12 protein-coding genes are annotated in these 15,553 nt (G+C 49.5%); 6 read left to right on the forward strand and 6 right to left on the reverse strand.

Annotated elements, in window-relative coordinates:
- Nucleotides 1-38: 38 nt before the first annotated feature.
- A complete protein-coding gene (locus BD749_RS18690) occupies nt 39-758 on the reverse strand; it encodes an ABC transporter ATP-binding protein (protein WP_101447340.1) in 720 nt (239 codons plus the stop codon).
- Nucleotides 759-1,068: 310 nt separating this feature from the next.
- Between BD749_RS18690 and BD749_RS18695 the strand changes: the two genes are divergently transcribed.
- Nucleotides 1,069-1,629: a hypothetical protein gene (locus BD749_RS18695; protein WP_101447342.1), complete on the forward strand. Its 561-nt coding sequence runs from the start codon at nt 1,069-1,071 to the stop codon at nt 1,627-1,629.
- Here the strand turns inward: BD749_RS18695 and BD749_RS18700 are convergent.
- From BD749_RS18700 to BD749_RS18715, 5 genes are all read right to left on the reverse strand, one after another.
- Entirely contained in the window at nt 1,626-2,408 is a 783-nt protein-coding gene (locus BD749_RS18700) for a pentapeptide repeat-containing protein (protein WP_101447344.1), read from the reverse strand. The two genes, BD749_RS18695 and BD749_RS18700, sit on opposite strands and share 4 nt — an antisense overlap.
- Before the next feature lie 86 nt (nt 2,409-2,494).
- Entirely contained in the window at nt 2,495-2,704 is a 210-nt protein-coding gene (locus tag BD749_RS19275; protein WP_143741286.1) for a hypothetical protein, read from the reverse strand.
- Between the two features lie 141 nt (nt 2,705-2,845).
- Entirely contained in the window at nt 2,846-4,249 is a 1,404-nt protein-coding gene (gene lpdA, locus BD749_RS18705; RefSeq protein ID WP_101447346.1) for a dihydrolipoyl dehydrogenase, read from the reverse strand.
- Nucleotides 4,250-4,458: 209 nt separating this feature from the next.
- The gene (gene odhB, locus BD749_RS18710) at nt 4,459-6,048 is read right to left on the reverse strand and encodes a 2-oxoglutarate dehydrogenase complex dihydrolipoyllysine-residue succinyltransferase (protein ID WP_101447386.1); all 1,590 of its coding nucleotides are present in this window, start codon (nt 6,046-6,048) and stop codon (nt 4,459-4,461) included.
- A gap of 97 nt (nt 6,049-6,145) precedes the next feature.
- Nucleotides 6,146-8,902, reverse strand: a complete 2,757-nt coding sequence (locus tag BD749_RS18715; protein WP_101447348.1) for a 2-oxoglutarate dehydrogenase E1 component — start codon at nt 8,900-8,902, stop codon at nt 6,146-6,148.
- A 274-nt stretch (nt 8,903-9,176) separates the two neighbouring features.
- Here BD749_RS18715 and BD749_RS18720 point away from each other — a divergent pair, with 274 nt between their 5' ends.
- The 5 genes from BD749_RS18720 (at nt 9,177) to aspA (ending at nt 14,780) form a co-directional block, all read left to right on the forward strand.
- Entirely contained in the window at nt 9,177-9,656 is a 480-nt protein-coding gene (locus BD749_RS18720; RefSeq protein ID WP_101447350.1) for a very short patch repair endonuclease, read from the forward strand.
- A 77-nt stretch (nt 9,657-9,733) separates the two neighbouring features.
- Nucleotides 9,734-11,458 (forward strand): M28 family metallopeptidase, encoded by a 1,725-nt coding sequence (locus tag BD749_RS18725; protein ID WP_101447352.1) that lies wholly within the window; start codon nt 9,734-9,736, stop codon nt 11,456-11,458.
- 349 nt (nt 11,459-11,807) lie between these two features.
- Complete coding sequence (locus BD749_RS18730) at nt 11,808-12,032, forward strand: hypothetical protein (RefSeq protein WP_101447354.1); 225 nt, start codon at nt 11,808-11,810, stop codon at nt 12,030-12,032.
- Nucleotides 12,033-12,160: 128 nt separating this feature from the next.
- Nucleotides 12,161-13,345, forward strand: coding sequence for a ribonuclease D (locus tag BD749_RS18735; protein ID WP_101447356.1), 1,185 nt, complete (start codon nt 12,161-12,163; stop codon nt 13,343-13,345).
- Between the two features lie 25 nt (nt 13,346-13,370).
- Nucleotides 13,371-14,780, forward strand: coding sequence for an aspartate ammonia-lyase (gene aspA / locus BD749_RS18740; RefSeq protein WP_101447358.1), 1,410 nt, complete (start codon nt 13,371-13,373; stop codon nt 14,778-14,780).
- Nucleotides 14,781-15,553: the final 773 nt, after the last annotated feature.

Genomic DNA, 15,553 nt, shown 5'->3' on the forward strand with positions numbered 1-15,553 from the left:
ATTGCGAGTTGTTAATTGTTGATTGTTGTTCGTATGACTTAGCCTTTTGCCGCTACTGCTTCCGCTGCGAGTATGGCCTCTTCTGCCACGTCGTCGTTGTGCACGATCAGGCCGTCTTTAAGGCGGATGACACGGTGCGTCTGGGCGGCAATGTCGTTTTCGTGCGTCACGATCACCACAGTCATGCCTTTGCTATTCACATCCTTGAAGATGTCCATCACGTCGTAGGAGGTCTGGGTGTCGAGAGCGCCCGTCGGTTCGTCGGCCAGGATCAGTTTGGGCTGCGAAATAAGCGCTCTGGCAATGGCCACCCGCTGCTTCTGCCCACCCGACATTTCGTTGGGGGAGTGCTCTGCCCAATCTTTCAGGCCCACCATGTCGAGGTACTCCAAAGCCAGTTTGTTGCGCTGTTTGCGCCCCACGTTCTGGTAGTAGAGCGGCAGGGCCACGTTCTCCATGGCGTTTTTGAAAGAAAGCAGGTTGAAGGACTGGAACACAAAGCCCAGAAACTTATTGCGGTAATAAGCCGCCTTTGCAGCCGAGAGGTTCCGGATGGGTGTGCCAGCCAAGGTATAGCTGCCGCTGTCGTAGTCGTCGAGGATGCCAAGGATATTGAGCAAGGTGGACTTGCCGGAACCGGAAGACCCCATGATCGAAACTAGTTCGCCTTCTTCGATAAGCATGTTAATCCCTTTGAGCACGTGCAGTTTGTTGTGCCCCACCGCATAGTATTTGTGTATATTTTCCAGCTGTATCATAGGCGGTCCACAAGAATGGTGGCAAATAATTTACAAGTATTAGCACTACAAGGTGCTCTATATAGTGCTGATATTTTCAAATCTTATACCTACAGAAGCATTTTATCGATCGACAGGTATAGTTTGTCTATCAATCGTATACACGATTCCAAAGAAGATTTTACTTGCCTCGCTCTTATTTAAATTAAAACGAAACTCAATACCAGACTATTTTGCTTTCGGTATGATAAAGATGGAATAGGGGAAGTGAAGGTTGCCTGAGTCGTTTCAAATAATTTGACTAGCCATACCTGCGCTGCGTAGAAGAGCTATGCACCATCCGGACTTGCCTCAGCCTATCCTTTTTCATCCGCTTAAGCATCATCTGGGGTATATCCGGGAGTTTATAGCGACGCAGGCGTGTGCCGAGGAAAGCGCAATTATCTCACAACTCAAGACGCTTGGCAGCTCTCAACTCGACCTATACCTGGGTGAACTTCAGGTTCAGCAAATCGCTCAAGAAACCATTGCCCACATTCGGGCGCAAGAAGCATCCACCCCAGCTACATATCGGCTATACCTATCAGGCAGTTCCTCCGATTACCGGCTATTCTCCTTGTCTGACGGAAGCCAGTGGGTGCTGCGCTGGGGCATTATAGAAGAAAGGCACGTGCACCTGCATCCGGCCAGGTATAGCCAGCACACGATCCGGGTGAAAGCAAATTCCTTGAAAACAGCCGTGGCAGTCAGTCTGGCAGTTCGCAGGTATAGGCGGGCGTTGAGTTTGGAGCTGGTTAATCAGGTACGAACCCAGTGGCTCGGGCTGACGCCTATACCTGCCTTTCCGCCTAACATAGCTATTGGTAGATTAGTGCAGTTATTACAATGCTAATTCACCAGATCTGCCCGGGATACTTTCTGGTTGTTGACTTGCGTGTACTTGAAGTCTTCGTTGCCTCTGAAGTCAGCTCGCTGGAGATGCATCTTGTTGGCTACTTTGGTATACTTGAAGTTGGCCAGCCCTCTGAAGTCTGCCGCTCTAAAATCTGCGTCCCCGCTAAACTTGGCATACTTAAAGTTTGCCTCTCTTTTGAAAGTAGCATTCCCGAAACTCGAGTTCTCAGGAAAGGTCACATACTTAAAATTGGCCTCTTCTGAAAACCGGGTGCGGGTAAAATCGGCTGATCTGGAGAACTTGCTGTACTTAAAGAGCGCCTCGTGCCAAAAGCTGCTGCCCGCAAACGACGCTTCGTCTTTGAACTTAGCGTATTTGAAAGCGCTAGCCCCTTCGAACACACAGTTCTCGAAACGCACAGCTTTATCGAAATTTGTGTTGAACACTTCGTTTTTCCTGTTAACAAGCTTTATGTCTTGGTTATCGGGGTTGTAGTAAGCCAGCACGTCAGCCTTAAAAGTACAGTTGACAAAAGTTAGCGGCACCTTCACTGTGCTGATGTATTCGTCGGTGCTGTTTTTATTGTCCGCTTTTTTCTCGAGGCGCATGTTATCCAGCTTAGTCAGATCCAGCACGCCCACTATCGTAGCGTCTTTGTAAATAACAGCTTCACCACGATTGATTTTAGCCACGATGTCGGCGGCGTTTACACTTGTTTGGGCCCAGGTAATAAAGGGCACAGCCAGCAGGAACAGGAATAGCAGCGTTTTTTTCATGGTTGTAAGGTATAAGTAGTGAATTGAATATCAGCTTATACCTCCTAGATGGAGCATCTTACAGAATAGTTGCCTGGCGCTAAAAATTATTCTTCGAGCAGTTGCCTAATTGTGTTGGCTACAATCCAGAAGATCAAGAAGACGAACAGGAAAATGGAGCCAAAGGAAAGTAGCCTTTCCACCAACTTGGAACAGAGCAGCTGACTAGTAAAGCTTGCAACCAGAAAAGGCAGGAGTACACCCAGTACCAGCAGCAATTTAACTCTTCTTATGGGTACTTGGCGCGACCTTTTCATGGTTAACATATGATTAAATTGCCATATCCAAATATAACGTAAACCTATTAGAGCAGTTGAATTCATTCACTAACAAAAAAATAGCGCCGGCCAAGAATGACCGACGCTATTACAAACCTTAGCGACTAAATTAGCTACAAATTAAATATGCAGGGCGCGATTCTCCGTCGCTGCCAAGCAGGCCTCTTTAATTGCCTCTGTATAGGTTGGGTGTGCATGGCTCATGCGGGAGATGTCCTCTGCCGAAGCACGGAACTCCATTGCCACCACTGCCTCCGCAATCAGGTCGGCGATACGCGGGCCAATCATGTGCATACCCAGAATCTCGTCGGTTTCCTTGTCAGCCAGCACTTTCACGAAACCGTCCGTATCCATCGACGCCTTGGCACGACCAGATGCTTTGAATGGGAACGACCCAGTTTTGTAAGCACGGCCCTGCTCTTTCAGTTGCTCTTCGGTAAAGCCTACGCCTGCCACTTCTGGCCAGGTATACACCACACCTGGTATCAGGTTGTAGTTGATGTGCGGCTTCTGACCCACGATGGTTTCGGCCACGAACACGCCCTCTTCTTCGGCTTTGTGGGCCAGCATGGCGCCACGCACTACGTCACCGATGGCATAGATGCCTGGCACGTTGGTCTCCAGGTGGTCGTTTACGGCAATCATACCGCGCTCGCCCATTTGCACGCCTGCATTCTCCAGGCCAAGGCCCTCGGTATACGGCTTGCGACCCACCGATACCAGCACGTAGTCGCCGTCAAAGGTCACTTCCTCGCCTTTCGGGTTCTGGGCAGTTACTTTCACGGTTTCGCCCTCGTTGGTAGCGCCCGTCACTTTGTGGTTGAAGAAAAACTCGAAGCCCAGTGTCTTCTTGAGCACACGCTGCAGCTCTTTGCCCAACGCACGGTCCATGGCCGGGATGATGGCGTCCATGTACTCAATCACCTGTACTTTCGTGCCCAGACGAGCATACACAGAACCCAACTCCAGACCAATCACGCCACCACCAATTACAATCATTTTCTTCGGCACCTCTTTCAGTTCCAAAGCCTCCGTAGAGGTGATGATGCGCTTCTTATCGATTGGCAGGAAAGGCAGGGTAGTCGGTTTAGAACCTGTTGCGATAATGGTCTTGTCCGTTTCAATCTCCTGCACGTTGCCATCGGCACCTGTTACTTTTATCTTGTTTTTGCTTACGAATGAGCCCAGACCGTAGTAGGTGTCAATTTTGTTTTTCTTCATCAGAAAGGCGATGCCGTCGTTATTCGACTTCACTACGCCCGCCTTGCGGTTAATCATCTGCTCGATGTTCACCTGCAAGTCGTTCAGCTCGATGCCATGCTCCTTAAAGGTATGCGCGGCGTTGTGGTAATGCTCCGAAGAGTCGAGCAGAGCTTTTGATGGGATACAGCCTACATTGAGGCAGGTACCGCCCAATACGTTATACTTCTCTATGATGGCGGTTTTCAAGCCCAGCTGTGCACAGCGTATCGCCGCCACGTAGCCACCAGGACCAGAACCGATTACAGTTACATCGTATTTCATCTTTTTATACTTTGGGAGAGGTATACTCTCGGTTTGTATTTGGTTTCTTTTTTAAGATTGACCCACCCTAGCCCCTCCGAGGAGGGGAATCAGCTTGTGCGATAATCCCCTCTTGGGAGGGGCAGGGGTAGGTTCTACTAATGCTGTAAATACAATAAAAAGGAGGAGCAAACTCTTATCGCTTACCCCTCCTCTTCTATCTCAATACATTAAACGCCTAACAGCAGTCTCATTGGGTCTTCAAGAAGCTCCTTCACACGCACCAGGAAGCTAACCGACTCGCGGCCGTCGATGATGCGGTGGTCGTAAGAAAGGGCCAGGTACATCATCGGGCGAATCTCAACCTGACCGTTGATGGCAACAGGGCGCTGCACGATGTTGTGCATACCCAGGATAGCCGACTGCGGCGCATTGATGATTGGCGTTGACATCATCGAACCGAACACACCACCGTTGGTGATGGTAAAGGTACCGCCTGTCATCTCGTCGATAGAAAGTTTTCCGTCGCGGGCTTTCTTGGCCAGACGAATCACTTCTTTCTCGATGCCATCCAGCGTCAATTGCTCGGCGTTGCGGATTACAGGTACTACCAGACCTTTCGGTGAAGACACCGCGATAGACACATCGCAGAAATCGTTGAACACGATGTCGTTGCCGTCAATCATGGCGTTCACGGCTGGCCACTCCTGCAGGGCTACGGTACAGGCTTTCGTGAAGAAAGACATGAAACCGAGACCTACCTCGTGCTTCTCCTTGAACTTGTCTTTGTACTTGTTGCGGATGTCCATGATTGGCTTCATGTCTACTTCGTTGAAAGTAGTGAGCATGGCCGTTTCGTTTTTCACCTGCACCAGGCGGCGGGCAACTGTTTTGCGCAGCGAGCTCATTTTCTCGCGACGCTGGTTGCGGTCGCCTGTAGCAGCAGGGGCGGCAGCGGCAGTCTCCTGCTTGGCAGCTGGCGCGGCGGCTGGCTGTGCGGCAGGTCTTGCCTGAGCGCCCATGGCGTCTTCTTTCGTAATGCGGCCATCGCGGCCTGTACCTTGCACATCGGCTGGGTTGATGCCTTTCTCAGAAAGGATTTTACCAGCTGCTGGCGATGGGGTGCCAGAAGCGTAAGTCTGCGAACCCGATGGAGCAGCGGCGGCTGGCTGAGCAGCTTGTGCAGTTGGGGCACTTGGCTGAGCGGCTGGCTTGGCAGCGCCTGCGCCAGCACCCTGCACGATGCGGCAAAGCAATCCGCCAATCTCTACGGTGTCGCCTTGCTGGGCTACAATCTGCAGTGTACCTGCGGCTTCGGCTGGCAACTCAAACGTAGCCTTATCCGACTCCAGTTCTGCAATTACCTCGTCCATCTCCACGTGGTCGCCGTCGTTTTTCAACCAGCTGGCAATTGTCACCTCCGTGATAGACTCGCCAACGGTTGGCACACGCATTTCTTTGGTCTCACCAGCACCCTGTGCGGCTGCAGGAGCAGACTCCTGTGCAGCTGGAGCCTCGGCAGTCGCGGTTGGGGCAGCGGTTTCATGTTTGGCGGCAGGGGCAGCAGGAGCGCTACCTGCCTCGCCATTTTGCTCGATGCGGCAGATGGTGGCGCCTACCTCAATGGTATCGCCCTCTTGTGCAACGATGCGTAAAATGCCTGCGGCTTCTGCGGGCAGTTCGAATGTGGCTTTGTCAGATTCCAACTCCGCAATCACCTCATCCATTTCCACACGGTCACCGTCTTTTTTCAGCCACTGGGCTATAGTCACCTCGGTGATGGACTCACCTACGGTAGGCACTTTAACTTCTAAGCTCATATTTTTTATCAATTATGAATTACGAATTATCAACTACGAGTGAGCAGGTATAAAGGACTAAACCTATTTCAGCTATCCATTTATACCTACTCCTCAATTAAATAGCAAACGCGCGTTCAATCAGGTCTACTTGCTCTTTGCCGTGTATTTTGTTGTAGCCAGTGGCAGGTGAAGCGCTTGGCTTGCGGGCTACTACGTCTTCCACGTTGTTACGCATGATGCGCAGCACGTACATCCAACCGCCCATGTTTTCTGGCTCTTCCTGTACCCAGTAAACCTTGGCATTTTTGTATTTCTTGAGCTCGGCCTCCAACTGCACTTTCGGGAATGGCGCCAGCTGCTCCATACGGATAATGGCTACATCCTTGCGCTTGTTCTTCTGCTGCTCTTCCAACAGGTCGAAGTATACTTTACCAGTGCAAAGCAATACTTTCTTCACTGACTTGGCTGAAGCGTAGCTGTCGCCGATTACCTCTCTGAAACTTCCTTTAGTGAACTCCTCAACTGGCGATACCACATTCGGGTGGCGCAGCAGCGACTTCGGCGCCATGTTGATGGCTGGCTTGCGGAATGGCAAGGCCAACTGACGACGCAGGAAGTGGAAGAAGTTGGCTGGCGTTGTGATGTTGGTCACGAACATGTTGTTTTCGGCTGCCAGCTGCAGGAAGCGCTCAGGGCGGGCATTGGAGTGCTCTGGCCCCTGGCCCTCATACCCGTGCGGCAACAGCATCACCACACCGTTCATGCGCTGCCACTTCGATTCGGTAGCCGCGATAAACTGGTCAATCATTACCTGGGCACCGTTGGCGAAGTCACCAAACTGAGCTTCCCAGATAACCAGTGCATTCGGGTTAGCCATCGCATAGCCAAACTCAAAGCCCAGCACACCATACTCAGACAGCAGCGAGTTGTAAATTTCTAACTGGCGCTGGTCGTCCTGAATGTGGTTCAGGCTATTGTAAGGAGCGCTGGTGTTTGCATCGCGGAGCACAGCATGACGGTGCGAGAACGTACCGCGCTGCACATCTTGTCCGCTTAAGCGCACAATTTTGCCCTCTGTCAGCAACGAGCCATAGGCCAGCAACTCGGCGGCAGCCCAGTTCAGTTGGCGGCTCTCAAAGAACATCTCTTTGCGGTCCTTCAGCAGCTTCTCGATTTGCTTCAGCGGCTTAAAGCCCTGCGGAACAGTCGAAAGGGCCTTACCTACACGCTCCACCACCTCTGGGGCTATACCTGTTTCAGGTGACTGGTTGAAGTCTTCGGCTGTTGAGCGACGAAGTTCTTTCCACTCTTTCTCCAGCGTCTGGTAGTTGTAAGGAAGCGGCTTCTGCTTCACCATGTCCAGGCGGTCCTGCAGCATCTGGCGGAATTCCTTGTCCATAGACTGCGCCAGTTCGGCATTGATGTCGCCGCGGCTAATCAATTCCTTATTATATACCTCGCGTGGATTCGGGTGCTTCGAAATCAGGTTGTACAGGTGTGGCTGCGTGAATTTCGGCTCATCTGCCTCGTTGTGACCATGACGGCGGTAGCACACCATGTCGATGAAGATGTCGTTACCGAACTTCTGACGGTACTCTGTTGCCAAACGCACGGCAAACACAACCGCTTCTGGGTCGTCGCCATTTACGTGCAGCACAGGCGCGTCGATAATTTTAGCTACATCCGTGCAGTAGATAGAAGAGCGGGCGTCTTCAAAATCCGTCGTGAAACCAACCTGGTTGTTGATTACAAAGTGAATCGTACCGCCCGTTTGGTAGCCTTTCAGCTTGGCCATCTGGGTTACCTCGTACACAATGCCCTGGCCAGCCACGGCGGCGTCGCCGTGAATCAGGATAGGCACAATCTGTTTCGGGTCGCGGTCGTACATGCAGTCAATCTTGGCACGCACGAAGCCCTCTACCACTGGGTTCACCGCCTCCAGGTGCGATGGGTTTGGCGCCAGCTTCAGGTTCACTTTGTTGCCCGATGGAGTATCTACTTCCGAAGAGAAGCCCATGTGGTACTTCACGTCACCATCGCCCATGGTCAGGTCTGGCGTGGCCGTTCCCTCAAACTCCGAGAAAATCTGCTCATAGGTCTTGCCCATGATGTTGGCCAGCACGTTCAGACGACCGCGGTGCGCCATACCTATCACGACTTCCTTGGCACCCAGTTCAGACGCCTTGTCAATGATGGCATCCAGGGCAGGTATAGTTGTTTCACCACCCTCGAGTGAGAAACGCTTCTGGCCTAAGAATTTTGTGTGCAGGAAGTTCTCGAATACTACCGCCTCGTTCAGTTTCGAAAGAATGCGCTTCTTGTACTCGATGCCCGGGTTAAAGGCCAGGGATTCCTTTTCTATTTTGTTCTGCAACCACGTGAGCATCTCAGGGTCGCGGATGTACATGTACTCGTAGCCAATCGGGCCTTCGTAAATTTTCTGCACTGCCGCCACAATGTCGCGCAGCTTGGCAGGTCCGATGCCGATGATATCGCCTACCTGAAACACGGTGTCCAGGTCAGCCTCCGACAGGCCAAAGTCTGCCAGGTCGAGCAAAGCCTTGCGGTCTTTGCGCTCACGCACTGGGTTGGTTTTGGAACGCAGGTGGCCGCGGCTGCGGTAAGCGTATATGAAATTGCGAACAGCTACTTCTTTTTCTGACTCGCCTGTTGCGGCGGCAGCTTTGGCAGGAGCACCCGCAGGGGCTTCTGCGGTGTCGTGGCCGTTCTCGTTGTAAGCTGTTGAGAACTCAAAACCTTCAAAGAATTTGCGCCAGCCAAAGTCTACTGACTCTGGATCCTGCTGATAAGCTTTGTAAAGCTCGTCGATGTAGGCACCGTGCGCATTGGCGATATAGGTATATTTATCCATAACTGATGTTTACGGCTGTGTGTAAAGGCAAAGTTAAGAGTATTTATAAGAAATCAAACTTTATACATTCGCATAAGCAAATATGATTAATTATCAAGAGCATACAAAGGTATATATTATTTATATATAGTGTTGGATTGAAGAATGACTATACCTGAAACGAGTAGTCACACCAGCAATTTATAGCGCCTAAAATTCCCCTGATTGAATCCTGCAATTACGCGGCACTTTCATAACTGCTAAACTGTTTAAGCCTAAAACAGCCCTAACTGAATTGACAGCCAAAAAGAAAGTCAGAAAATATAAAGCAAAAACTGGCCTGCTTACAGCCCAGGAAAAAGTAAGCAGGTATATGCGTGGCAACAAAAGCCGCAACACAAAACCAGAGCTAAAGCTTCGACGGCTGCTTTGGCACCATGATCTGCGCGGCTATCGGGTGCACTGGCCAAAGGCTCCAGGCAAGCCAGACATTTGCTTTCCGTCCCGTCGCCTGGCTATTTTTGTGCACGGCTGTTTCTGGCACCGCTGCCCTTACTGCCAACCGGCGCTCCCTAAGTCCAATCTACAATTCTGGAATGAAAAGTTTACGAATAATCGGTTGCGGGATGAACGCTATAAGAACCTATACCGGGAGGCGGGCTGGCAACGGGTGGTTATTTGGGAGTGTCAGTTATACCAGGCTCCAGCCGCCTGCCTGCAGCTTATCAAGTCACTTCATCAAGGCATTCCCGCCAGTTGGGAAATAGCCGCCTGACCAATAATTGGCTAGCTGCAACCAACGGTATGAATAAAAGTATTAACTTCAGTACTTTAACATACCTACATAGCCCTATGAAAAAAGATATGATCGGCCTCGCGCTTCTTAGCCTGCTGGCTTCTGGCTGCAACGAAAATGCCCGGGAGGTAGCAGACAGCGACGACCGCACCGCAGTGGCCAGCGATACAACAGGTCTGCTCAGCGCCCAGCAGAGCATCAACGCTAACGACCTCCTGCAGCACATCCGCGTGCTGGCATCTGATGAGTTTGAAGGGCGAAGCCCTGGTACCGCTGGAGAGGACTCTACGGTAAACTACCTTACCCGTGAGTTTCAGAAACTCGGCCTGCAGCCGGGCAACCCAAACGGCACTTTTGTGCAGAAGGTGCCTATGTTTGGCTTTACTGCGCAGCCCCAGGCAAACTTTACAGCAGGTGGCAAAACCATTAATCTTTCCTTCCCCAACGATTATGTGGCTGTTTCCCGCCGCTTTGTGCAGGATGTGAACGTCAATAACTCCGACCTGGTGTTTGTGGGGTATGGCATTGTGGCTCCTGAGTATGGCTGGGATGACTACAAAGGTGTGGATGTAAAGGGCAAGACGATTGTGATGCTCATAAACGATCCGCCTATACCTAGCCCCAATAACCCCGATCAGCTGGACAGCACCATGTTTGGCGGTAAGGCCATGACCTACTATGGCCGGTGGACTTACAAGTATGAGATCGCTGCCGAGAAGGGGGCCGCTGCCGCCATCATCATCCACGAAACAGAACCGGCAGGTTATCCTTATGAGGTGATATCAGGAAGTTGGAGCCGTGAGAACTTTGACATCAGCAACCCGGGCAAGAACATGGACCGCTTGGCTGTAGAGTCCTGGATAACCGATAGCAAAGCCCGTGAACTCTTCGCGGCTTCAGGCAACGACTTCGAGAAGCTAAAAAGCGCTGCTGCCCAAAAGGGATTCAAGCCTGTACCGCTCAATGCAAAGGCAAACTTCAAAATCAAAAACCAGTTGCGGGAAGTAGAGTCTCGCAATGTAATTGCCAAGCTGGAAGGCGCAGATCCGGAGCTGAAGAGTGAGTATGTGGTGTACACCGCTCACTGGGACCACCTGGGCAAGGACGAAAAACTGCAGGGAGACCAAATTTACAATGGCGCGATGGACAATGCCAGCGGCACAGCCGGACTCATTGAACTGGCAAAGGCCTTTACTCAGTTGCCAGAGAAGCCAAAGCGGTCTATCCTGTTTCTAGCCGTAACCGCAGAGGAGAAGGGCTTGCTGGGTTCTAAGTACTACGCCGCTAACCCGCTATACCCTCTCACCAAAACCCTTGCCAATATCAACATGGATGTACTCAATCCTTACCACCCAACCGAAGATGTAATTGTGATCGGGTATGGCAACTCTGATCTGGAAGACATATTGAAAGAGGAGGCAGGCACACAAAACCGCCGGATCGTTCCGGAGGCGTCTCCAGAAAAAGGCTCCTTTTACCGCTCTGATCATTTCGAGTTTGCCAAGCAAGGGGTGCCGGCTCTCTATGCCAAATCAGGTATAGTGGCCCGCAACCAACCTGCTGACTACATTACAAAAAAGCAGGAGCAATACACAGCTGAGCATTACCACAAAGTAAGCGATGAGGTATACGAAGACTGGAACCTGGATGGCGCTGTGGAAGACCTTCAACTTTATTTTAGAGTGGGTTTGCGCGTGGCCAATGGTGATACCTACCCCACGTGGCGTGAGAAATCCGAATTCAGGGCAAAGCGCGAAAAGTCGTTAGCCGAGATCCAATAGCTTTCAGGTATGCAATCTGGCTGTAAAGAAGCCTCTCCGCAGGTTCGGGGAGGCTTCTTTGCTTTTGGCTATCGCTTGAGACAGATTCATTTTCCTAATGCTATTTAAGAAGATCACAAGAGCACACCCCCAAATAAATAAAGTTATATTCCATAATCAACTACCTATAAAACTGATACTGCTCTGAGTAAGTTGCCCTACAACACTCACCCTGGCAAATACCTGTTTTACAATCAAATACAATCCATTCACAGAGATAAATGCAGAAAAAATAAATCCCAAGGGTTACCTTTCCGTATAACCCAAATAAATAAGTACAAATTTGCTTGTTTAACAAAATTTGAAAATCATGAAAAAGACAATAAAATTTGCATTCGCAGCATTCGCCTTCTTTGCTTTTACAGCTTGTGGTACTGACAATAACACAGCCACAGAAACTGATACTATTGACGAGGTAGAAACTTCAGATATTGATGTGGATGCAGATATGGATACTGACACCACTACAGTTATGGATACTACTGTGAATGATGGTGTGGCAGATGAAATTCCAGAAGAAAGACCTATCCAATAATATACATAATTGACTAATAAAGGTCCCCTTCCAGTTTTCTGGGAGGGGACCTTTTTTATGCGCTTTGGCCCAAAGAAAAATAATATGGGACGTATGGATATGGCTTAATACTTGATTAAATTTAGCCAATGGAAAAATTATCTTTAGAAGAAGACGGTGTGGCTATCGAGCTGGTAGCATCCGACGCAGAGTTGCGTCAGGCTGTGCAGCAGTTGGAGCAATGTGACGAACTTGCCGTCGACCTGGAATTTGATCAAAACCGCTATACCTATGGTTTCAACCTCTGCCTGATCCAGGTTGCTGACGGCAAAGGAAAGTGCTTTATTATCGACCCGTTCTATATCAACAACTTGGATTCCTTTTTCCAGTTAATGGGCAATCCGGCCGTTACAAAGATCATCCATCACTCCAACAACGACATCCTGCTGCTGGATAAGATGGGATGCTCTGTAAAAGGTATAGTAGATACTGATGTAGCTGCCAAAATCCTGAACTACGAGCGCTCTTCACTGGCAACTGTCCTTAAAGAGGAATTTGGGAAGGAGATCGATAAGTCGCAGCAATCCAGTAACTGGAACAAACGGCCACTTACAGAGGACCAGCTCCGTTACGCTGCCATAGATGTGATATACCTGCATCAGATTAAGGCCAAGCTGCTACAGGAGATTAAGCAACTCGGACGTATGCATTGGTTAGAAGAGGAAAACCTCTTGCTGGAACAGTTGAAATATACGGAGTCGGAGAACCCTCATCTGCGTTTAAAACACTCTTATCGTCTCAATTATTACCAACAATACCTCCTCAAATCACTCTATGCCTTCCGGGAGGACCTGGCGCAGCAGTTTAACAAGCCGGCCCATTTTGTTATACCCAACGAGGCGCTGGTGGAGTTAGCCAATAATCCGAACACCGACCTGCACGAGTGGTTAAACCATACAAGAGGTATACACGGCAATTTGAAGAAGCCGAAAAACGAACGGTTACTGGAAAATGCACTGCAGGGAGCCAAAGAAGCGGCCAAGACCAACAACATTAGCCACGACTATCCAGAGCATCGCTTCCAACGGCCTTTGCGCACACCCGAGACAGAGCGCCGCAAAGAACTGCTAACCATGGTACAGAAAGAGATCATGGCCAGGTATGGAGAGTATGCCTCAAAACTGATAATAAATCAAAGCCTGATCACAGACTATAGCCAAAGCGGCAAGCTGCGTTGCACAAAGAAATATGCGACCAGCATCGTTATGGAAGTAGCAAAAGATCTAGGTATAGCATTACACGTCTCTGCTGCTCCCCAACAGCTGGGAGAGTAAATAAATATGTCTTTAAGAATATAGCATGGAAAAAGTAAGGATAGAACACGACTTTTTGGGAGAAAGAGAAATACCCAATGAGGTCTACTATGGAATTCAAACAACACGCGCACTAGAAAACTTTCACATCACAGGTACGCCTATTTCGAAAGAGCCGCTATTTATTAAGGCGTTCGCTTATGTAAAAAAGGCTGCTGCGCTTGCCAACCACCAATGCGGCGTTTTAAGCAAAGAAGTAACCGACGCCATTGTGTATGCAAGTGACAAACTAATCGCGGGCGAACACCTCGATCAGTTTGTAACCGATATGATACAAGGGGGCGCTGGCACATCGGTGAACATGAACGTGAACGAGGTGATTGCCAATATCGGCCTGGAATACATGGGCCATGCCAAGGGCACTTACAACATCCTTCATCCGAACAACCATGTAAACTGCTCACAATCCACGAACGATGCTTACCCAACAGCCTTCAGGCTCGCACTTTACTGGAAGATACAGGCTTTTATAGAGAGTCTGGAAGCCTTGCAGCTATCTTTTGGTCGTAAGGCGGAGGAATTTAAAGAAGTGCTGAAAATGGGACGTACGCAGTTACAGGATGCTGTTCCTATGACATTGGGTGCTGAGTTCCATGGTTTTGCTACAACTATAAGAGAGGATATTCAGCGATTGCATGAGGTCAAGATGTTAATCTGCGAGATTAACATGGGGGCGACTGCTATTGGTACTTCCATCAACGCTCCGCAGGGCTATCCACAACTAGTAACAGACATACTAAAGGAAATTTCGGGAGTACCAGTAATTCTTGCTGAAGACCTGATTGAAGCAACCTGCGATACAGGGGCTTATGTGCAGGTATCAGGTGTGATGAAGCGCTGTGCCGTCAAGGTATCCAAAATCTGTAACGACTTACGTTTGCTTTCATCAGGCCCCCGTGCTGGCTTAAATGAAATTAATCTGCCACGCATGCAGCCTGGTTCTTCTATTATGCCGGGTAAGGTAAATCCTGTTATACCTGAAGTAGTCAATCAAACAGCTTATTATGTGATTGGTGCTGATATGACAGTTACCATGGCGGCAGAGGCTGGGCAGTTGCAACTTAACGTGATGGAGCCAGTTATTGCTTATAGTCTGTTCAACTCACTGACTTTCCTGGAAAACGCGTGCTATACGTTGCAGAGCAAGTGTGTGGATGGCATTACAGCAAATGAGGAGATTTGCCGCAATATGGTTATGAACAGCATTGGTATAGTTACGTCGCTTAACCCTATTCTTGGTTACGAAGAGTCGGCATCTATTGCCAAGGAGGCTCTAACCACAGGTAAATCCATTCACGAAATCACTGTGCTAGAGCGCAAATTAATTACACAGGCTAAGTGGGACGAGATATTCTCTATGGAAAACCTGATCCATCCTAAATTTATCAATGTGTAAGGTTAAACATACAACACCAACTAAAAGGGGCTGCAGGTTATACCTGTAGCCCCTTTTAGTTTTAACATACTCTTATGTTTAGGTACTCACATAAGGAAATCTGAGTATCTGTAAACTATTGAATTTTGCATAAACTAGTTAATCAAGAAATATACGCCTTAGTTTTCTTATCTAATCTAACCTAGTTTTATTAAGCTTAGTAATAAATGTTTGATAAATGGATCATAAGGTGTAGAACTATCATACTAGCTTACAAATAAAGTTAATAAGCTAAGTAGCTATAGTACGTTACTTCTTTTAGTTCTCTAATCTATACTCGAGACATAATATCTTAATTGGCCAAACTTAGGGTCCTTCACTTCAGTTACTACCTAACTGTTCTGTCTAAGGATATTTACAGGGCCAGTGTTGTATCTAACCAGGCCCCGTCCATTATCCAATGATAGTAGATATAAACGGAGTGGCATGCTATGCCAGAGTGAATACAGGCGGCGTATGATCCTTACTGTTCCAGCCGGCTGCTCCGCTTGCTCTGCCTGTTTCCTGGTTTCGACGGCGTGGCAGTCCCTCGGGGCGGTGGCAGCTGTTGTGGGGGCATGTCACGTGCTTGCCGGGCCTCACATGTTTGCCGGGGCGTGTCACGTGCTTGCCGGGGCGTGTCACGAGCTTGCCGCGGCTTGGCGGTGGGTGGTGGGTGTAAACGCAGGCAGCCCCTGACGCTTGGGGGCATCAGGGGCTGCTGTGGTGGGGTTGGCGGCCACCTACTCTCCCGG

It is taken from the genome of Pontibacter ramchanderi (assembly GCF_002846395.1).
GTDB classification, from domain to species: Bacteria; Bacteroidota; Bacteroidia; order Cytophagales; family Hymenobacteraceae; genus Pontibacter; species Pontibacter ramchanderi.

Bases quoted from the DNA above. Each gene is read 5' to 3' on its own strand.
- lpdA (WP_101447346.1), bottom strand. From the start codon at position 4,249: ATGAAATACGATGTAACTGTAATCGGTTCTGGTCCTGGTGGCTACGTG.
- odhB (WP_101447386.1), bottom strand. From the start codon at position 6,048: ATGAGCTTAGAAGTTAAAGTGCCTACCGTAGGTGAGTCCATCACCGAG.
- aspA (WP_101447358.1), top strand. From the start codon at position 13,371: ATGGAAAAAGTAAGGATAGAACACGACTTTTTGGGAGAAAGAGAAATA.
- BD749_RS18715 (WP_101447348.1), bottom strand. From the start codon at position 8,902: ATGGATAAATATACCTATATCGCCAATGCGCACGGTGCCTACATCGAC.
- BD749_RS18700 (WP_101447344.1), bottom strand. From the start codon at position 2,408: ATGAAAAAAACGCTGCTATTCCTGTTCCTGCTGGCTGTGCCCTTTATT.
- BD749_RS18690 (WP_101447340.1), bottom strand. From the start codon at position 758: ATGATACAGCTGGAAAATATACACAAATACTATGCGGTGGGGCACAAC.
- BD749_RS18725 (WP_101447352.1), top strand. From the start codon at position 9,734: ATGAAAAAAGATATGATCGGCCTCGCGCTTCTTAGCCTGCTGGCTTCT.
- BD749_RS18730 (WP_101447354.1), top strand. From the start codon at position 11,808: ATGAAAAAGACAATAAAATTTGCATTCGCAGCATTCGCCTTCTTTGCT.
- BD749_RS19275 (WP_143741286.1), bottom strand. From the start codon at position 2,704: ATGAAAAGGTCGCGCCAAGTACCCATAAGAAGAGTTAAATTGCTGCTG.
- BD749_RS18695 (WP_101447342.1), top strand. From the start codon at position 1,069: ATGCACCATCCGGACTTGCCTCAGCCTATCCTTTTTCATCCGCTTAAG.
- BD749_RS18735 (WP_101447356.1), top strand. From the start codon at position 12,161: ATGGAAAAATTATCTTTAGAAGAAGACGGTGTGGCTATCGAGCTGGTA.